Raw genomic sequence first — 19,436 nt, 5'->3', positions numbered from 1 at the left:
ACGTATAGACTCCTTTTGAAAGGAATGAGGACATTGTTTCAAGCTGATCGGATGGTCGTTGCGTTTGATGGACATGAAGACAGTAAGAAAGCATTAAAGAAGGCAATCGCTTTAGCCAAAACTTTGCATGCCAAGCTGACCATTGCCTACGCTCATAATGGGAAATCCAGCAGACAGGTGTTTGATGCACCTCGCCCAATGACTGGCGGCGCTTATATCGGAGGCGGCATGGCTGACCTTCAAACACCCCCTGTGTATGTACCTCATGATGAACAACAAAGTCCCTTGATTTTTGAAGACCATACAGAAGAGGTAGTTGCAGAAGCAAGAATGCTGTTAAATGAAGAGCAGTTTGAAGCTGCGATTGAAATTGTTGAAGGGGAGCCTGCAGAAGCGATTATCGAATACGCTGAAGAGATTTCAGCAGACCTCATCGTCATGGGAGCACGTGACCAAAGCAGATTGAAAAAAATGCTCTTTGGCAGTGTGAGTGAAAAGTTATCGTCCAAATCAGATATACCTGTACTGATCGTGAAATAAATGTCATCACAAAAGGCTAAAATGAACTTTATTTTAGCCCTTTGTCTTCTTTTTAGCGTGATAGAAAACCTTTGAAGTCTAGGATGGCCGAGTACTGGAGCGGAGCGAATTTGACATTCGTGAGCACCAGCACGCAGGACTGACACCGAATGCGAGGGTTTGTCTACACGCTGAAAGGCTGTAAACATTGGTTTACAGCCTTTTTCCTTTTACGAAGAAATAGATGCTTCGCTTTCATGCTTAATTTTTTTCTGGAACCCTTCCTGTACACGCTTCGTGATCTCCCCTGGAACACCTTTCCCAACTGGCTGACCATCTATCTCAACAATTGGTATCACTTCAGCTGTCGTTGAACTAATGAAAATTTCCTGTGCATGCAAAAGTTCCTCTTTACTAATACGGGTTTCTTCCACACGACATCCTTCTTCCTGACAAACCTCTAGCAGCTTTCTACGTGTAATGCCGTTTAAAATCAGGTTATTTGCTGGGTGTGTACGAATGACACCATCAATGACGGCATATACATTCGAGGACGTCCCCTCTGTCACAAAGCCGTCTCTTATTAAAATCGCTTCAAACGCACCAGCTTCAGATGCTTTCTGCTTTTCCATGACGTTATATAAAAGGTTTAAGCTTTTAATATCACATCTTAACCAGCGAAGATCTTCAGACAATAGAGCTTTCGCACCAGCTGTCTGCTCTTGAACAGGCTTTTTCACTTGAAATGTATATGCCGTAATCTGAGGGGTAAGCGAACCATATTGATGTTTTCGAGGTGCGACGCCTCGCGTGACTTGAATATACACGCCGCCATCAATCACTTGATTATCTGCGACTAGCTTCTTCAAATTCTCTTCCATATCTGATACTGTACCTTGCAGATGAATGCCGATTTCCTTTGCACTCTTGAATAGACGCTCAGTATGCTCCTTTAATGTAAACAAAGTCCCATTATATACGCGGATGACCTCATAGACTCCGTCGCCAAATTGATAGCCTCTGTCTTCAATATCAACATGTGCATCTTTTTTTTCAATAAAATCCCCATTGTATAATACTTTCATATGGAATCTCCCCTTCGCTTCGCTTAATGGTTGAGTCTGATGCTATCTTAGCGAATAAATGTAAACGTTTCAATGATTATTCAGAATTATTTCATATCCATTTGACTGGATAACCCTCTATTGTAACAAATATAGATTCATAACCAAAAAGATTCCAATTTTTTAGCATCTTCTATATTCATAGGCTCTTTTTTCCTGTATACTTACTCCATATAAGCACGACAAAAAACAGCGAAAAAAGACAGAATCCACTACATGATTCGACACAAACTACTGATTTATTGGAGCGATTGTAATGCAACGGGTTACGAAAAAACAGACACCTTCAAACACGATGCTGCTCTCAAAGGCGATTGGTCTAGTCATCCTGACATTGATCCTTTTTTTCATTTGGGATATGTCTAAAACCAATATGCAGGCAGCAGATCAACCGAATGAAGTGTCTGCGAGCAGTCCATTTCGAGACACAAGTACAAGTCTGAAAGCAAAAGATGATTCGCCAAAAACATTAGATGCACATTTTAAGATCAATCCAAACAAACATGTAACGGATCAAACGATCTTTTTGACCTTTGATGATGGCCCTTCTGCTACATCAAATCAGCTGTTAGATGTGCTAAAATCACAGCAAGTGAAGGCCACATTCTTTATGCTCGGACCACAAATCAAAGAACACCCGGCAGCTGTAAAAAGACTTCATCAAGAAGGTCATCAATTAGGACTTCATGGCATCACGCATGATGTGAAACGCTTTTATCAAAAAAGTGATTCTCCTGTAAATGAGATGAAAGAAGATCAACGTATATTGGCTTCTGTTACTGGTGAATATACACATCTTGTGAGAACACCTTATGGCAGTTCTCCAAACTTAACAGACCAGCAAAAAACACGTTTAAAACAAAAAGGCTTTGTATACTGGGACTGGACCATTGACAGTCTTGACTGGAAATATAAAAGCTCAAAATATGTACCAGAAGTATTAAATCAGCTGCAAGTGCTTGAAACCAAGTACCCGAAAGAGCCAAAAATCATCTTAATGCATGATCAACCAGCTACCGCAAAATACTTAAACCGTCTGATCACACAATTAAAGGCGAAGGGCTACACCTTTGAAGTCCTTGATGAAACAATGAAACCACTGCAGCAATAATGAAAACCCGCACCTGTTGGATGCGGGTTTTTTATGATTTATAAAGCATTCACAACCTCGCCAATTCGTTCGTGAAAGACAAGATCAAACAGCGGATCAAATTCCGTCTCACTTAAATTCATCATGACCTTAAAGATGGAAGGATGATGAGCAGCATCTTCTGGAATATAGCGTGCTGGTGCCACTTCTAAGGAAGTTCCCATAACTAGCAGCATGTCCGTTTGCTGGAGTGATTTCTCCACTTGATCAAAGTGCTTCACCATGTCTCCAAAAAGGACAACATCTGTTTTAAGCACTCGTCCACACGCGCGGCCGTCTGATGAAATCCGCTCACAAATCGGCACCTCTTCTTGTAATAAATAAGGCAGTTCGTATGTTGATCCGCATGATGGACATGTAGCTGTTTGAATGGAACCATGCAGTTCATACACATGCTGGCTTCCCGCTTTTTTATGCAGGCCATCGATATTTTGCGTGAAAATATCCACGTGCTTTCCTTGCTTTTCTAAATTGGCTAAAAAAGCATGTCCATCGTTTGGCTCGTACTCTCCACTCATCTTCATTTGAAACAATTCTTTGAATTTCGGCCAAAATTGATGAGGATGTGATAAAAAGTAGGACCGGCTCATTGCCTCCATGCGAGAGGTATCTTCTGTCCATAGTCCACCCGTTGATCTAAAATCGGGAATTCCCGATTCTGTGCTCATCCCAGCACCTGAAAGGACCGTAATATGTGAGGCCTTTGATAATCTCTCTATTAGCGCTGCCACTTTTGTTTGATCCAACCACCATTCCTCCTTTATTCACCGAGCTGTTTCTCACCTTTTTGTTTCATATAAATGGTATGTCCAGGGAAAGCAAATTCTACCCCTTCTTCATGGAAAATATCAATGATTCGATAGTTAATATCCTGCTTAATATCCAGGTTTTCAGACCAAGAGGTTGTGTTTGTGTAAAAGTTGAAGAATAAGTTTAAATAGCTGTCTGCCAGCACATCGAGATTCACCATAATCGTTTCCTTATGAACCCCATCATGCTCATAAAGCATTTGCTTCAGACGTTTGATACACTTATCAATGTTTTCCTTCGGTGTATTGTACGATACACGAACGGAGAACGTAATTTGACGTTTATTCATTCTCGTCCAATTTGTGATCGGCTCCTTTGAAAGGGTCGAATTTGGCACAGTCACCACCGCTTCAGCAGGTGTTCTAAATTTTGTGCTTCGGAAAGTAATATCCTCTACAGTCCCAAGTACACTTGGAGTCTCTACAAAATCGCCCATTGTAAAAGGCTTCTCTGTAATAATCACAATTCCTCCAAAAAAGTTCGCCACTGTATCCTGCGCAGCGAGCGCAAAAGCAAGACCACCTAGACCAAGCCCTGCCACAAGTCCGTTCACATCATAATTAAATTCTTGTGCAATGACGCTAATACTCAGTGCAATGATCATAAACCGAAGAACCTTTGATAAAAATGGCGCTAAGATGTCATCCATCTCTAATTCAAATTTTGAATTCACTTTTTGAAATAAGAAGGAAGAAGCTGCGGTTAAATTACAAAGGCCCCACGTCAGCATCAAAATAATAGAGGATCTATACAATTTGACAATGACATCCATATGGTGCTCAAAGTATGGGGCTTGTCGTAACGCAAAATATAAACCTAGTGCCACAAAAAACAGTCTCGCAGGTTTTTCAAACGCCACGACAATTTGATTAATGACTTCGGTTTTTGACCGATTTGTCAGCTTAAAGAGCAGGTGAAACAAGTATTTCGTAAATACTTTTCGAAGCAATAAAAAAAGCAATAAAATACAAAGGCTAATGCCTATTTGGATCGCAATATCGACTGTAAAATATGTATCCATCCATTTTTGTGTAAACATCTCTTTCTCTCTCCTTTAAAACAATCCTCTCTAGTTTATAATATAACCTTCGTTTATGTCCTCTCTTAAATGTCTGACCTCTATATAAAAAGCCTCGGGACCTATCCCGAGGCATGATGTTCAATTATGAAATTTTGGCTTGAGACATATCGACGGGCAGCAAACTACTTTTTCTTCTGAGCCTGATCAAGGAGAGTCGCTTTAAACATTTCAGCATCCGTTTCGGCCTTAATACGTTCTTCCACTCTAATTCTCCCTTTACCCAATCATCTCGCCTCCTTTTCATCATTATAAAACATCAGAATTTTCAGTCAACATGACGAAAGCACTAATATTTTGGCGAACGCTGACGATTTGGACAAAATTGATCGAAGAAAAATTGATGTTATTCAGATTTACTCAATCATGGCTTGCTCTATTCCTCTAACTTTTCAAAATGATACATCAAGCTTTTTCGGTACATGAGGCTCCTTGATAATACGGCGCTCTTCTTCTCCATATAGTAAAGAAGGAAAACCACCAAAGCATTTGATATGATAAGACCAGAACTTATGTCAGGGAGCTGGAGCAAGTGTATATTATCGCACATAGAGGGGCATCAAGCGCTGCCCCAGAAAATACAATCGCTGCGTTTGATGCAGCTGTCGAACAAGGAGCAGATTATATTGAATTAGACGTACAAATGACAATGGATCAGCATGTCGTCGTCATCCATGATGATACCGTTGATCGAACGACGAACGGAAGCGGTTTGGTCAAAAGTTATACTCTTCAGCAATTGAAGAAGCTCGATGCAGGAAGCTGGTTTGATCCTCTGTACGCAAACGAACGAATTCCTACATTACAAGATGTGATGGGGAGATACAGTGAGCGCATCGGGATCCTGATTGAGTTGAAGCACCCTAAGCGTCAAGTTGGAATTGAAAAAGCTGTTGCTGATATTATCAGTCGATTTGGGTATTCTCGTCATCTCATGGTTCAATCTTTTGATGAGACTGCACTTCAAAGAATAAAAGCTCTTGCCCCTTCTCTTCGAACTGCTTTTATCATAAAGCCTTCTATCTTAAAATTGGCAAAAAGGAATTTATCGATGTACAGCTCCTTTGCAGATTGTTTGAATATGAAGAAAACGATGATAAACCGCTGGTGGATAAATCGCATCCATTCGTTCGGAATGGATATATTCATATGGACTGTAAAAGATCAAGAAACAGCTGATCGAATCAAAAAATACCCAATTGATGGTGTGGTAACGGATAACCCGCTATTCTTTCAAAAGGAGAAATGATGCAGATGAAAACTTATTTCGCCGTTTTTATCGGTGGATTGATGGGTACACTTTGCAGATATGAACTAAGCCAAACTGTCATCAGCCAGACATTCCCCTATGCAACGATGATTGAAAACATTTCCGGCAGTCTGCTTCTTGGTTTTGCGACAGGGTACTTTCTATTTCAGAAAGGGAAAAAATATCTTGCTGCTTTGATTGGAACTGGGTTTTGCGGCGGGTTTACGACCATGTCCACCTTTTCTAAAGAGACCGTTCTCCTGTTACAGGCAGGGCAGTTCAATTTCAGTATGATGTACATCCTGCTCTCAGTCATGGCTGGAGTAGCCGCTGCTTTAGCTGGCCTGATCATTGCAGAACGGCTATTTCATCAAAATAAGCAGCAGAAAGGAAGCAGATAAATGATTGTTTTTTATACAGCTGTAGCTGGAGGGATCGGTAGTGCATGTCGTTTCTTCATCAGCCAAACAATCCAGAAAACCCCATCCCATGCCCTTTTCCCGTACAGTATTATTTTCATTAATTTATTAGGTGCAGCCGGTTTAGGTTTTCTCACAGGCGCTGTAACGTCCAATCATCCACTGCTTGTGATCATAGGAACCGGTTTTTTTGGCGGCTTTACCACATTCTCTACGTTTAGTGTAGAATCTGCGAAGATGCTGATGCAGCGTCAAATTGGGAAACTTGCTGCCTATTTACTTGTGACGATTATCGGCTCTTTATGCCTTTTTGCGGCGTTTTATCAAATAGGACAACTTCTGTTTTAAATATCTGTGATGGCAGCTAGGCTGATGAGCAGTTGATCCATCAGCTGGCGCTTCATCAAAAATAGTGTCTTCTCACTATAACCGATTTCTATTGCACATTTTGCCATACGCCAATCCCGAAAATACTTGTAATCAATGAGCTGCTGCTCTATTTCATCCAATTCTTTTAGAGCCGTTTCAATACAAGCAACGATCAGTTCATACTGATTTTTTTGCTCTTCTAATTTTTGACGTGCCATATGATGATGTTGGAGAGAACTCCGTTTTTCAAGCTGTCTTTCGATATTTAAAATAGCTGCTTGATAGTTCTTGAAATTTTTCAAATGAAACTCAATTCGTTTCATTGAGGTCTTTTTCTCCGTGATACTTGCTGTTTCATACCAGAGCATGTCTCATCCCCCTTTAACGAACGTTTGTTCTCATTATATACGAACGTACATTCCTGAAAAAGAGGCTAAATACCTAAAAAAACCTTGAGCTTATTTTTCGCTCAAGGTCATTTCGTTTACTAGCAGCGGCTCTTTTATATCAAGCCCTGTGCGTGTATTTTCTTTTTCTGATGATGTGACGCCTTTTTTCAGGTCGATCTTTTTCACATAGCGCCCATCCATCTCCAAGACCTTCATCCGAATATCATCAAGATAAATGGATTGTCCTTCTCGGATATCAATGTTCTCATTTAAGATTAGCCCGCCTATCGTATCAATTTCTTCATCATGATATGACATTTCGATCAAATCTTGAACTTCCTCTAATCTCACTTTTCCATCTAATATATAATGATGATCCGCTCTTTTTTGAATAACTGGCTGCTCATCTTCATCGAATTCATCTCGAATGTCTCCAACAATCTCTTCTAAAATATCCTCCGTTGTGACAAGTCCAGATGTCCCGCCATATTCATCCGTTAAAATCGCCATATGCATTCGATCGCGCTGCATCTTGACGAGAAGCTCTTGAATTGGAATCGTGTCAATCACTTCAATCACTGGATAAATATAATCTTGAAGCTTCAGTTGATCTTTTTCTCCTTGGTACACAATATCTGCAAAGAGCTGCTTTTTGTTGAGCATGCCAATGACATGGTCTTTATCCCCTGAAAACACGGGGAAACGTGTGTACTTTTCCTTTGTCATGATCGCCAGTATTTCGTCTAACGGCATATCTTCTGGAATCGCACAAATTTCTCTTCGCGGTATCATAATTTCTCTTGCGATTCGATTATCAAAATCGAATATCTTGTTCATATAATTATACTCTGATGAGTTGATTTCCCCATTTTTTAAGCTTTCAGATAATAAAATCTTTAATTCCTCTTCGGAATGGGAATGTTCTTTTTCAGACCCCATATCGATACCCATCATTTTCGTTAGTACACGGGCTGACCCGTTCAACACATAAATGAAAGGGTACATAAGGATATAAAATGCATGCAGCGGTCCTGACAGCCAAAGCGTCATTTTTTCTGCCTTTTGTATGGCAAGTGTTTTTGGTGCAAGCTCGCCAACAACTACATGCAAAAAGGTAATAATAGAGAACGCAAGTGTTGCTGAGATCAGGCTGATTGCTGAATCAGGAATGTTTGTCAAACCAAAACCTCGAACTAAAAGTTCTTTTACTGCCGGTTTACCGATCCACCCTAAACCAAGGGATGTCACTGTAATACCGAGCTGGCAGGCTGACAAATATTCATCTAGCCTTGATGTCACCTTTTTCGCCATGATAGCCTTTTTGGACCCTTCGGCAACAAGCTGATTAATTCTTGAACTTCTCACCTTTACAATGGCAAATTCAGATGCAACAAAGAAAGCTGTTAAAGCAATCAAAACTCCGACTATACTCAGATTAACAATATCGTCCATTTAACCTTGCTCTTTCTTAGAAGAACAAGGAGTCACCTCCTGATTGATGATGTTATCTTTTGCAAAACGGTTAACTGATTAAATAAGACTACTTTGAGGGCCCCACTTAACCACCTCCGGTTCACGTAAAATCCGTCTCTCTACATATATATGAAACGGTATTCATTTTATCTTACCATAAATAATCTGAAAATTCCTGTATCGCTACAGTATTTTAAAGATGACAACCTAAATTGAAGGAAATGCCCTTTGTTTCTTCATATTGGCAGGAAATCTGAACAATTATCTTGTATTTCAGACTAGAATTATATTAAACTATTTTCATAAACTATAACGTGACGGTTAGGAGGAGATGTTCAGATGGGGCTGAGAAAAAGTATCGTATTGGTGAACTAGCACAGATTGCACAGGTGACGAAACGAACTGTAGATTATTATACGAATCTAGGGTTGCTTGCGCCTGTTAGATCTTGCTCAAATTATCGTTATTACGATGAACATGCTTTAAAACGATTACAATTAATCGTTCTTTGCAAACAGCAGAGATTGGCTCTTTCTGACATCAAATCCAGATTAGATGAACAATTCCCTTCTCAAAAGGAAGATCCTGATGAACTTGTCCATTTAACATCTGATATTGATCGGATGAATGAGCATATGGACCGCATTTTGGCACGTTGTAAGCAGCTTCAGCCAGAACAACGTGAAAAATTAAAAGAACAGCTTACACCTGAGAAGATGACGGCTGTCCAATCATTTTTACTGCTGTTAAGTTAAAATTTTTACTAAACAGGAGGTGTTACCTTCGTTCTCAAAGTCAGAACGAAGGCCTTAATTGGACATAGTTAATTTACTTATAGTTGCTTTGCTTATAGCTTTAACCGCATTTTTCGTTGCATCAGAGTTTGCGATCATTCGCTTAAGAAGCTCAAGAATTGATCAGTTAATCGCAGAAGGTAATAAAACAGCAGTTGCTGTCAAGCATGTCACGACTCACCTTGATGAGTATCTGTCGGCCTGTCAGCTCGGTATTACCATTACCGCCCTTGGGATTGGTTGGTTAGGGGAAGAAACAATTGCGCACATGCTTGCTCCACTATTTGTAGAGCTGTCCATTCCTCAATCAGCTAGTTCTATTGTCACTTTTATTATTGCGTTTAGTATTATGACGTTTTTACACGTTGTGGTTGGAGAACTTGCACCAAAAACACTCGCCATTCAAAAGGCTGAGCAAGTATCCCTTCTATTTGCTAGACCGCTTATGATTTTTTACAAAGTGATGTTCCCGTTTATCTGGGTATTAAATGGATCTGCTCGTTTGTTAACAAAAGCGTTCGGTCTTCAGCAAGTTTCTGAGCATGACATGGCGCACTCTGAAGAAGAATTGCGGATTATTTTATCAGAGAGCTATAAAAGCGGCGAGATTAACCAGTCTGAATTCAAATATGTGAATAAAATTTTTGAATTTGATGACCGTCTGGCGAAAGAAATTATGATTCCTCGTACCGAAGTTGTCAGCTTCCCGCACGATATTACGATTGAGGAAATGCTGAAAGTGACTAAAGTCGAGAAATATACACGTTATCCAATTGAAGATGGCGATAAAGACAACATTATCGGTGTTGTGAATATTAAAGAAGTACTCACTGCATGTATTAGTGGCGAATGTTCCACAAGTGATACGATCGAACATTTTGTAAACCCGATTATTCATGTAATTGAAACAGTTCCTGTTCATGATCTACTGCTTAAAATGCAGCGTGAGCGTGTACACATGGCCATTTTATCAGATGAATATGGCGGTACAGCAGGACTTGTGACAGTTGAAGACATCCTTGAAGAAATCGTCGGTGAAATTCGTGATGAATTCGATATTGATGAAATCAACGAAGTGCGTAAACTTGGAGAAGACCACTATATCTTTGATGGTAAGGTCCTTGTGGATCAAGTCAACTTGCTACTAGGTATTCAGCTTGATAACGAAGAAGTCGACACAATCGGCGGCTGGTTCCTTACTCAGAAATATGAAGTCGAGAAAAATGACGCGATTCGTGAACAAGGCTATGAATTTATCATTAATGAAGTCGATGGACACCATGTGGCATACATCGAAGTCAAAAAACTAAACGAACAACTATTAGAAGCAGCTGAAGAAGGCGCTTCTTAAGAAAAAAAAACGACCCTTGCCTTAGGCAAGTGGTCGTTTTCTTTATCCCTTTTCGATTAACTTAGCTTCAAGTTCTTTGATTCTTGTGTTTAATACTTCTGTCATCGCACCTAATCTTTCTTTTGGCGGCAAATGATCAAATTCAGACAGCTCAATCGGTTCACCAATAATTAAGCGCATTTTCCCCTTCTTAAAAAGACTTTTTGCATTAGAAGGTCCTTTGTACGCCGCTGGAACGATTGGTGATTTGCCGAGCTGCGCAATTGTAACGGCCCCTCTTTTTAAAGGAACATCTTCTGATGTACGTGTTCCGCTTGGAAAAATCCCAACGATCTTTCCCTCTTTTAATAATTTAATGGGCGTTTTAATACTGCTTGGCCCAGGGTTCTCTCGATCAACTGGAAAAGCATGAATTTTCTTTAAAAATCCGCCGATCCATTTATTTGCAAACAATTCTTTTTTCGCCATGTAGTGGATCTCAAACGGAAGAATTCCTGCGCCTAATGCAAGAACATCCACAAAACCCTCATGCGTACAAGCAATGACAAACCCCCGGTCTGTTGGCAGATTCTCTTTTTGATATACTTTGATTCCGCCTCGGAGAGCAAAAAATGCTTTGACGGTATAGCCTGAAAATTTATACATAGTGCACTTCCTTTGTTTGAAGAATGAAGGATTTGTTTCTATTATAACAAATTTTTTATTACCTGGTACTAAAAATTTTCTCGTGATGATAAAATAGAGATGGTTCACTAAAATCATCTTTTCACTTAAGATGACCGCTCCTTCTGTACTCAAGCATGTGTTTTTAGGAGAGAATAGAGGAAGAATTGTGTCCAAAATTGTCGTTTTTTGAGTTTCTTTCCTGATTTGTTCTATTGAAAATACTTTATAAATGATGCAAATTTCGCTATGATAAGGAGAAATGATTTTGATTCGGTGAAAGAGATGAGTAATGTACGGCCTATGAGAAGTTTCGTGCAACTTTATGCCTTTCTTATGCGTGTATAACATAGAGGGGAGAAAAATCAGTGACGATCGATGAAATTTATCAAATGTATATGAACGATGTTTACAGGTTTCTGCTCTCCATGACAAAAGACAAACATTTGGCAGAAGACTTATTGCAGGAAACCTTTATGCGAGCTTATATACATATTCATTCCTACGACCATAGCAAAGTGAAACCTTGGTTATTTCAGGTGGCACGAAATGCTTTTATTGATTATGTCAGGAAACATAAAAAAGAAGTGACCATATCGGATGATCTCATTGGCGGCCTTTTACAAACGTCTGTACAAAGTCCTGCTGAACAGATTGAAATAAAAGAAGTCCTCAACATGTATTTGGAACAGCTTCCAGATAACTACAAGGAAGCGTTGACATTGTATTATTTAAAAGAACTCAATTACAAAGAAGCATCCAAGGTCATGAATATTACTGAAGCAAATTTTAAAAGTGTTTTATTTCGTGCAAGGCAGCGCCTAAAAGCACTATATAACAGAGGTGTTAATGATGAATGAAGAGTTTAATAAGCGATGGGAACAATATAATAATGGCGAGATGAACGAGGAAGAAATGATGGCGTTTGAAGAAGAGCTCGAAGAAAATGAAAAACGCTTAAGCCAAGAACTGAATGACTCAGATTGGACAGACTTCTCCATCAGTCCTGAAAAACAAAAAGCCATTTTACAATACGGAAAAAGAAAGTCCTATTTACGAATTTCTGTGCTGGCTGTCATCTCTACACTGATTATTTTACCACTTTGTACACTAGGTAGTTATCTATACTACGGCGTTGGCGGAGCAGACAGTAAAGGCAATCATTTTATGGAAACGGCCGCTGTAACAGTCGCCCTAACAAAACCGAACGTCGCCATTGATATGAAGGATTTAAAAGGGCAGGTCAAACTGTTTGGTATGAACACAGAACTTAAGCTACAAAAACAAATTGGCAATAAAACAGAAGCCATCGGCAGTGAACAAATTGAAATGTTTTTCGATAAATTAAAGCAGCCTACAATCTCTTATTATGGCGACAGTGCACGTAATACGGAGGATTTCTTTACGCACCCTTCGTCGCAGGCAGATACATCTAAAAAACAAACACTCATCACTTTAGACAAGCTGCCTGAAGGAACAGTGAGTGAAGTGTATGTATCCTATGACAAAGCATACTCACCGAAAGACGTGTATTCATTTGCTAAAAAATATGATATGAAAGTGCTTTGGAATGCGATAAAAACAGAAGATTCATTAAGTGGAAATCAGCGTCCAATCGGTTTCCCAGGGAAAGACTCTGAATTTTTAAAAGAGCTTCAGCACACATCAAAAACAGAGGTTGATCAGTTCAAAGATGCCCTCGCCTATGTCAACCAGCATCCGTCCTGGGCAAAAATGATCTCTGGCAGACCTGAACTTGACCTCTCTAACCGAATACGCTACATCAATCAAAATGGTGTCACGGTTTACGGTTCTGTTGTCACAGGTCCTTCTAAAGAAATAGAGAAATTTGTGAAGACAAAACGCATTAAAACGGCCAAAGTGAGCGAGGTGGAATTATGGAATTGGTAAGAATTTTTAAAGAGCATAATGTGTTTGGCTGGATTTCGGTCGGCACCGCTATTTTATCGCTGCTCATGCTGAACCTCGCCATTATTAGCAATGTGACATTTTATTCGTTTCAAATGCTTCCTTTTGCAATGGCCGCAGTTCCATTCGGTGTGATTGAACTGTTCATTAAAAAAGGCCGCACTGGACCAGGTTTCCTAGGCGTCGTTCTGAATATTTTTGTCATCGTTTGTGTCTATGCGATCGTCTCCATTGATGTCGATCTTCAATTAGGTTTTTAAATCTCATGAGATAAAAAGCCCGTGTTACTTGGCTAATGCCAAGCAGCATGGGCTTTTTAGGATATCGTTTTTATTTTCTTTCATTGACTGCAAAGGTTTTCTATCACGCTGAAAAAAGAAGACAAAGGGCTAAAATAAAATTCATTTTAGCCCTTTGTCAACAATCTGAGACTGCTTTATAAGCAGTCTCTAGATGATGTTAGTTTACAAATGTCTTTGCGCCAAGGTAAATTGGCTTCCAATAGCTTGAAGTCATATCGCTGATCGTCACACCATCAGAAGCAGCGTGGATAAACTTGTTGTTCCCAAGGTAGACACCCATGTGAGATGGGCCAGATTTATAGGTTGTAAAGAAGACAAAATCTCCAACTTTAGGTGTTGAGACGCTTTTCATTGATCCCCAAAAACCTTCAGTTGTTTGTCTTGAAATCTTTGTTTGTTTGTTAATGATATACCACATAAAACCGCTGCAATCAAAGCCTTTCGGTGTCGTTCCACCCCATTTATATGGTGTACCGTTTTGTGCTTTCGCATCTGCTACGAGTTTAGACGTGTTTAAAGAAGAAGTAGCAACTGTTTTTTCTTTGACAGGTGTTGGTTTCACTTTGGATGTCTTTTTCACTTTCAGCTTTTGTCCAATTTTAATCAGATCTGTTTTGAGTTTATTTAACGATTTCAGCTCTTTCACTGTCATTCCATATTTTTTGCCGATTTTAGATAAAGTATCACCTTTGACAACTTTATGAGTGGCTGTCGTTGAAGACGCTTTTACTTTTGTTGTTGTTTTTGATGTTTTCGTTACCTTGTTTGAAGAAGTACCATTCACTTTTAAGGTTTGTCCAACATAAATCGTGTTAGATTTCAGTTTATTGTCTGATTTAATCTTACTCACGGTTGTTTTGTATTTTTTCGCTAGAACAGAAAGAGAGTCACCTTTTTGAACCTTTACTGATTGTGCTGAGGCAGCTCCGGCAAATAATGTCGTCCCAAGTAGAACTGCACTTGCAGCTGTGATCAATTGTTTTTTCATTTGTTCCTCCTGTATGTATCTATCGTGATCCGAATTTTTATCTACTTTCTATTATAAGGATCGAATACCAGAAGAAATAGTCTTGACTTCCTACGACATTATGCTTATTAATTCGGCAAAAATTATTTTTTTTTAGGGTTCTTTTTATTTCATTTTTATTACACAATCATGACAAAACAAATGCATCTTGTCATAGATAAATCATACATTCATTTCTCTTTTTGGTTCATTCTATGTAAAGTGGACCTTTACAATTTTAAAGTGAACTTTACGGTGCTGTCATTTGTAATCCACACTTCTGCTCTACCATTGTAAACGTAAGAGCGATACATAAACAATGAGGAGGCAAAATGAATGAGTGTGTTGAAAAGCTCGAAAACGAAAATAGCTGCAATCGCAGCCGCATCTGTGTTATCGATTGGTATTTTTTCAGGAATTGAATTTGGACAGGCTGACAAAGCTGAGGCTAAAAAGAAACCAAAAAATGACGTACAAAATGTGATCGTGCTCATTGGAGATGGCATGGGAACACCTTATCTTTCAACTTACCGCTCATTTAAACACAACGGTAACCTTTCCAAGCAAACAGCGTTTGACCCTTACCTCACTGGCATGCATAAAACATACCCTGATGATTCTAAAAGTAACATTACTGATTCAGCAGCAGCTGGGACAGCCATGGCAACTGGTCAAAAGACATACAACAATGCTATTGGCGTAGACAAAAATGGCAAAAAACTAAAAACAGTATTAGAAGAAGCAAAACGCAAAGGAAAGTCTACTGGTCTCGTCGTCACATCTGAATTAACCAATGCGACACCTGCTGCGTATGCCGCCCACGATGTTTCTAGAAAAAACACAGCAGCCATTGCTGATGATTTCTTCGATGAGAAAATTGGCAAACAGCATACAGTCGATGTCATGCTTGGCGGAGGACTGATCGATTTTGTCCGCAAAGATCGTGATTTGACGAAAGAATTTCAAAAAGCAGGCTATCGTTACGTAACCAATAAAGCTGACTTACAAAAAAACAAACACCAAAAACTGTTAGGCATTTTTGCTGATGGTGGTCTCGATAAAGCAATTGATCGTGATAAAACGACCCCTTCCTTGCAAGACATGACATCCTCAGCCATCAAACAGCTGTCTAAAAACAAAAAAGGATTTTTCCTCATGGTTGAAGGCAGTCAAATTGACTGGGCCGGACATGACCACGATATTGTCAGTGCGATGAGTGAGATGAAGGATTTTGAAAAAGCCTTTGAAGAAGCCATTCGTTTCGCAAAAAAGGATAAAAACACGTTAGTCATCACGACAGCAGATCATTCAACTGGTGGTCTTTCCTTCGGAGCAGACGGCTCGGGCAGCTGGGATTATCAGCCTGTCAAAGCTGCAAAAAAGACACCTGATTTCATTGCAAACAAAATTGCAGGGGGTATGACGGTCGAGGCTGCGCTCAAACAATACATCGACCTTGATTTCACAAAAGAGGAGATCGCCTCTATTCAAAAGGCAGCTGAAACAAAAGATCCTGTTCAAATTGATGATGCAATTGAAAAAGTCATCAATACGAGGTCTCATACAGGCTGGACCACATCAGGTCATACAGGGGATGAAGTACCATTTTATGCTTATGGACCAACAAGCGAACAGCTAAAAGGGCTCATGGAAAATACAGATCAAGCGAAACACATTTTCAAACTGCTGAAAAACCAATAAAGTGCTAATCACAAAAAAAGATGTCTAGTCGTAGACATCTTCAGATTGTTGACAAAGGGCTAAATGAACTTTATTTTAGCCCTTTGTCTTCTTTTCAGCGTGATAGAAAACCTTTGCAGTCTAGGAAGGACGAGCATCGGCGCGGAGCGAATTTGACATTCGTGAGCACCGAAGCGCAGGACTGACACCGAATGCGAGGGTTTGTCTACACGCTGAAGATGTCTAGTCGTAGACATCTTTTATGATCATTAAGCGAGATACTTCCTATGAACCCCTTTTCCATCGTATGAAAACATCACTTCTTTTCCTTCAAGAACTGACTCGATGTGCACACTTCTTCCCCATAGCTGATACAAATATGGAAGCACCTTTTCTAAGTATTTGAGATCGAGCTCAATGCCTTCATACCAATGTTTAATATAGAGTTCGTTGTTTTTTAAATAGTCGCCATCGATGACTGTCAAATACGGAAAGCCGCCATTGACCCTCATGCTGACTAGCTGATCACGGACTGCCTTCCATTCTTTATCAATGACTTTATAGTCTCTCCCCTGCTTCTGAAACAAGTACAAGTCTTCCCTCATCACAAGGTCTTTCGTTAAGTAATTTCGAATAAAAGAAATGTCTGATTCAATTTCTCGCACTTCAAACATTTTGCTGCGACCGGACCCTTCCGCCACTCCTGCTTTTTTTAATTCCTCGCATGGATGATCGTAGCGCTCTTCAATATCTTCAAAAATCTTCAGCCCTAAATAGTAAGGATTGATTCCTGTCTTAGATGGCTGCACGACACCTGCATTTAATTTTGCAAATTCAATCGATTCACTTGAATCTAAATCAAGTTCACGCATAATCCGCTGGTGCCAATACGATGCCCAGCCTTCATTCATGATTTTCGTTTCTAGCTGTGGCCAAAAATAGAGCATTTCCTCTCTCAGCATCGTTAGCACATCCCGCTGCCAAGGCTCTAGCTCCCGGGAATGTGCCTCGATAAAGAGCAATATATCTTTTTCTGGCTTTGGTGGGAATTGCTTGATCGTTTTCTTTTTCTCACGTGTTTTCGGTTCATCCATTCCCCACAAATCATCATATGGCGTTTGACGTTTTGGTTTGTCCTCTTCATATTCATCTTCATCGTCGAGATTCCAGCTTAATTTTGAACGAACAAGCGACGGATCAATATGCTCCTGCAATGCCAATACAGCATCTAAAAAGGACTCGACTTCTTTTGTACCGTGGATATGTTCATATTCTTTAATTCGCTCTGCTGCCGCTGACATACTTTCCACCATATCTCGTTTTGTGTTTTGGAAACGGCAGTTGTTTTTAAAGAAATCGCAGTGTGCCAAGACATGAGCCACAATTAGTTTATTTTGAACAAGCGAATTGTTATCAAGGAGAAAGGCATAGCAAGGATTTGAATTAATCACCAGCTCATAAATTTTGCTTAATCCTAAATCATAATGAAGCTTCATTTTGTGAAATTGCTTTCCAAAGCTCCAGTGGCTAAATCGTGTTGGCATGCCATATGCACCGAATGTATAAATAATCTCCGCGGGACAGATTTCATACCTCATCGGATAAAAATCTAGACCAAATCCTTCTGCAATTTCTGTAATTTCATCAATGGCTCGTTGTAAAAGACGCTTTTCAGATACGCTCAAGGAAACCATCCCTCCTCATCGGACTTATCCCTACTATATGAGCGTACCTAATAAAACATGATGTTCAGCCGGTTGTTTAGACGACTTCCATCTCTTTCATAGATTGCCCACCGAACGATTCATAATGGATATTCTCTTCCGGGATGTCCATCGCTTTTAGAATAAGGATCATCTCTTGTGTAAATGATGGAGACCCGCAAACATAAAATTGGCCTTTCCCTTCATCAATGACTGATTGGAGAAATGGCCGGTCAATACGGGAAGCCGCCTTCTCAACCAGCTCACTCTTTCCACTTTTATCAAATTGTTCGTTACAAAGGATAATACGCCCCTCTGGAGATGAAGCGAGAACGTGTTCAAACTCTTGTTCAAAAGCGGTCACATCCTCTAGTCTGTCTGCATGAATCATCGTGAATGGCTGATTGTTATGCGACGCTGTTTTCACTAAACCAATCATTGGTGTGACACCAGAACCGGCACTAATCAAATAGACGGGTTCTTTGGTCTCATCTTGCAAGCAGAACATTCCCTGCGGCATACTCACGTGCAGAATATCGCCTTCTCTCATTTCATCATGCAGGAATGTGGAGACATGCCCATCTCGTCTCACTGTGATACGGTAATAAGATGGGTGATATTGGTCTGATAAGCTGTATTGTCTGCTACATACATAAGCTTCACCCGGCATATTTGCTTGCACCGTAATGTATTGACCAGCTTCATACATTGGCAGCTCAGATTCATCCTCTGGTACTAAATAAAAGGAAATGAGTGATGGAGATTCTTGTTTCTTTTTCTTAATCATAAACGGTTTGACATCTGTCCATCCGCCAAGTTTTTTCACATTTTCAGCCATCATTTCTGCCTCAATGGTGATGAATATATTCGCAATGATGTCATATGCAGCCTTCCAAGCCGACAATGTGTCATCTTCCTCTGATAACCCAAATACCTCTTTCATTGCTTCAAGAAGGTGATATCCGACGATTGGGTACTGCTCTTTTTTCACCATGACACTGACATGCTTATGGGCAATTTGTTTCACAGCAGGAAGCAAGTCTGCCAACCGATCGATGTGCAGTGCAGCTTGATAAAGTGTTGCGGCAAGCGCCTCTGGCTGGCTTCCATTCATGAGATTTGTTTTATTAAACTGATTGAGTAGCTCTGGGTGCTGTCTAATCATATTTTGATAAAAAACCGTCACAAGTTTTGTTCCCTCAGCTTTTAGAAGAGGGGCTGATTGTTTAATGGCATTCATTTGATCTGTGGATAACATCGTTATTCCTTCTTTCAAAAGATGTATTTTAAATACATCTTTATCGTAATGGATGACGGCCTGTAAAAACAATATTTATAATACATGTTTTAAATGTTGTCACATTTAGCACTTTCTCGAACAGTTTTTGTCTAAAATGTGTTACGATGATACAAAACTCTATTAGGTTT

Annotated in this window: 21 protein-coding genes; 11 read left to right on the top strand and 10 right to left on the bottom strand. The window is 39.8% G+C overall.

All coding sequences use genetic code 11. From position 1 onward, the window contains the following. Positions 1-33 precede the first annotated feature (33 nt). The gene (locus NST57_RS05130) at positions 34-540 is read left to right on the top strand and encodes a universal stress protein (protein ID WP_341298179.1); all 507 of its coding nucleotides are present in this window, start codon (positions 34-36) and stop codon (positions 538-540) included. 209 nt (positions 541-749) lie between these two features. Here the strand turns inward: NST57_RS05130 and dat are convergent, their stop codons facing one another. Beyond that, a complete protein-coding gene (gene dat, locus NST57_RS05125; protein ID WP_142154637.1) occupies positions 750-1,604 on the bottom strand; it encodes a D-amino-acid transaminase in 855 nt (284 codons plus the stop codon). A 295-nt stretch (positions 1,605-1,899) separates the two neighbouring features. Here dat and NST57_RS05120 point away from each other — a divergent pair, with 295 nt between their 5' ends. Next, entirely contained in the window at positions 1,900-2,754 is an 855-nt protein-coding gene (locus NST57_RS05120) for a polysaccharide deacetylase family protein (RefSeq protein WP_142154635.1), read from the top strand. A gap of 38 nt (positions 2,755-2,792) precedes the next feature. Here NST57_RS05120 and NST57_RS05115 read toward each other — a convergent pair whose 3' ends face one another. The 3 genes from NST57_RS05115 to NST57_RS05105 all read right to left on the bottom strand — a co-directional run bounded on the left by NST57_RS05115 (position 2,793) and on the right by NST57_RS05105 (position 4,908). After that, entirely contained in the window at positions 2,793-3,539 is a 747-nt protein-coding gene (locus tag NST57_RS05115; protein WP_341298178.1) for an NAD-dependent protein deacylase, read from the bottom strand. A gap of 14 nt (positions 3,540-3,553) precedes the next feature. Then, positions 3,554-4,642, bottom strand: coding sequence for a mechanosensitive ion channel family protein (locus NST57_RS05110; protein WP_341298177.1), 1,089 nt, complete (start codon positions 4,640-4,642; stop codon positions 3,554-3,556). Between the two features lie 164 nt (positions 4,643-4,806). After that, positions 4,807-4,908, bottom strand: coding sequence for a YhdX family protein (locus tag NST57_RS05105; RefSeq protein ID WP_017360338.1), 102 nt, complete (start codon positions 4,906-4,908; stop codon positions 4,807-4,809). Between the two features lie 305 nt (positions 4,909-5,213). Between NST57_RS05105 and NST57_RS05100 the strand changes: the two genes are divergently transcribed. The 3 genes from NST57_RS05100 to crcB (NST57_RS05090) are packed head-to-tail and all read left to right on the top strand — an operon-like array spanning position 5,214 to position 6,697. Next, the gene (locus tag NST57_RS05100; RefSeq protein ID WP_341298176.1) at positions 5,214-5,930 is read left to right on the top strand and encodes a glycerophosphodiester phosphodiesterase; all 717 of its coding nucleotides are present in this window, start codon (positions 5,214-5,216) and stop codon (positions 5,928-5,930) included. Then, positions 5,930-6,331: a fluoride efflux transporter CrcB gene (gene crcB / locus NST57_RS05095; protein WP_341298175.1), complete on the top strand. Its 402-nt coding sequence runs from the start codon at positions 5,930-5,932 to the stop codon at positions 6,329-6,331. The genes NST57_RS05100 and crcB (NST57_RS05095) overlap by 1 nt, the downstream gene beginning before the upstream one ends. Beyond that, positions 6,332-6,697, top strand: coding sequence for a fluoride efflux transporter CrcB (gene crcB, locus NST57_RS05090; protein ID WP_341298174.1), 366 nt, complete (start codon positions 6,332-6,334; stop codon positions 6,695-6,697). Here the strand turns inward: crcB (NST57_RS05090) and NST57_RS05085 are convergent. Next, entirely contained in the window at positions 6,694-7,086 is a 393-nt protein-coding gene (locus tag NST57_RS05085) for a hypothetical protein (RefSeq protein WP_046343072.1), read from the bottom strand. The two genes, crcB (NST57_RS05090) and NST57_RS05085, sit on opposite strands and share 4 nt — an antisense overlap. 90 nt (positions 7,087-7,176) lie before the next feature. Continuing rightward, positions 7,177-8,559, bottom strand: a complete 1,383-nt coding sequence (locus tag NST57_RS05080; RefSeq protein ID WP_341298173.1) for a hemolysin family protein — start codon at positions 8,557-8,559, stop codon at positions 7,177-7,179. 335 nt (positions 8,560-8,894) lie between these two features. On the opposite strand from NST57_RS05080, the gene NST57_RS05075 reads away from it, so the two are divergent. Next, on the top strand, positions 8,895-9,335 hold the full coding sequence (locus NST57_RS05075; RefSeq protein WP_008348973.1) for a MerR family transcriptional regulator: 441 nt from the start codon (positions 8,895-8,897) through the stop codon (positions 9,333-9,335). A 58-nt stretch (positions 9,336-9,393) separates the two neighbouring features. Beyond that, positions 9,394-10,725, top strand: coding sequence for a hemolysin family protein (locus tag NST57_RS05070; RefSeq protein WP_008348975.1), 1,332 nt, complete (start codon positions 9,394-9,396; stop codon positions 10,723-10,725). Positions 10,726-10,767: 42 nt separating this feature from the next. Here NST57_RS05070 and NST57_RS05065 read toward each other — a convergent pair whose 3' ends face one another. Then, positions 10,768-11,370 carry a 1-acylglycerol-3-phosphate O-acyltransferase gene (locus tag NST57_RS05065; protein ID WP_142154624.1) on the bottom strand — a complete coding sequence of 201 codons (603 nt, stop codon included), beginning with the start codon at positions 11,368-11,370 and terminating at the stop codon, positions 10,768-10,770. A gap of 386 nt (positions 11,371-11,756) precedes the next feature. Here NST57_RS05065 and NST57_RS05060 point away from each other — a divergent pair, with 386 nt between their 5' ends. Genes NST57_RS05060 through NST57_RS05050 form a run of 3 tightly spaced genes read left to right on the top strand, consistent with a single transcriptional unit; the run spans position 11,757 to position 13,577 of the window. After that, positions 11,757-12,248 (top strand): sigma-70 family RNA polymerase sigma factor, encoded by a 492-nt coding sequence (locus NST57_RS05060; protein WP_008348979.1) that lies wholly within the window; start codon positions 11,757-11,759, stop codon positions 12,246-12,248. Then, a complete protein-coding gene (locus NST57_RS05055) occupies positions 12,241-13,299 on the top strand; it encodes an anti-sigma factor (RefSeq protein ID WP_341298172.1) in 1,059 nt (352 codons plus the stop codon). Before NST57_RS05060 ends, NST57_RS05055 begins: the two co-directional genes overlap by 8 nt. Next, complete coding sequence (locus tag NST57_RS05050; RefSeq protein WP_008348984.1) at positions 13,287-13,577, top strand: hypothetical protein; 291 nt, start codon at positions 13,287-13,289, stop codon at positions 13,575-13,577. Before NST57_RS05055 ends, NST57_RS05050 begins: the two co-directional genes overlap by 13 nt. A 199-nt stretch (positions 13,578-13,776) precedes the next feature. On the opposite strand, the gene NST57_RS05045 is transcribed toward NST57_RS05050, so the two are convergent. Continuing rightward, a complete protein-coding gene (locus NST57_RS05045; protein ID WP_341298171.1) occupies positions 13,777-14,607 on the bottom strand; it encodes a C40 family peptidase in 831 nt (276 codons plus the stop codon). Between the two features lie 354 nt (positions 14,608-14,961). Here NST57_RS05045 and NST57_RS05040 point away from each other — a divergent pair, with 354 nt between their 5' ends. After that, positions 14,962-16,326, top strand: coding sequence for an alkaline phosphatase (locus NST57_RS05040; protein WP_341298170.1), 1,365 nt, complete (start codon positions 14,962-14,964; stop codon positions 16,324-16,326). A 248-nt stretch (positions 16,327-16,574) separates the two neighbouring features. On the opposite strand, the gene NST57_RS05035 is transcribed toward NST57_RS05040, so the two are convergent. Both NST57_RS05035 and NST57_RS05030 read right to left on the bottom strand, forming a co-directional pair. Then, positions 16,575-17,999, bottom strand: coding sequence for a SpoVR family protein (locus tag NST57_RS05035; RefSeq protein WP_445818781.1), 1,425 nt, complete (start codon positions 17,997-17,999; stop codon positions 16,575-16,577). Positions 18,000-18,066: 67 nt separating this feature from the next. Beyond that, a complete protein-coding gene (locus NST57_RS05030; protein ID WP_341298168.1) occupies positions 18,067-19,266 on the bottom strand; it encodes a globin domain-containing protein in 1,200 nt (399 codons plus the stop codon). Positions 19,267-19,436 lie beyond the last annotated feature (170 nt).

The organism is Bacillus sp. FSL M8-0077 (genome assembly GCF_038050255.1).
Lineage (GTDB): Bacteria > Bacillota > Bacilli > Bacillales > Bacillaceae > Bacillus > Bacillus altitudinis.
This window is presented reverse-complemented; position numbering and strand designations above follow the sequence as displayed.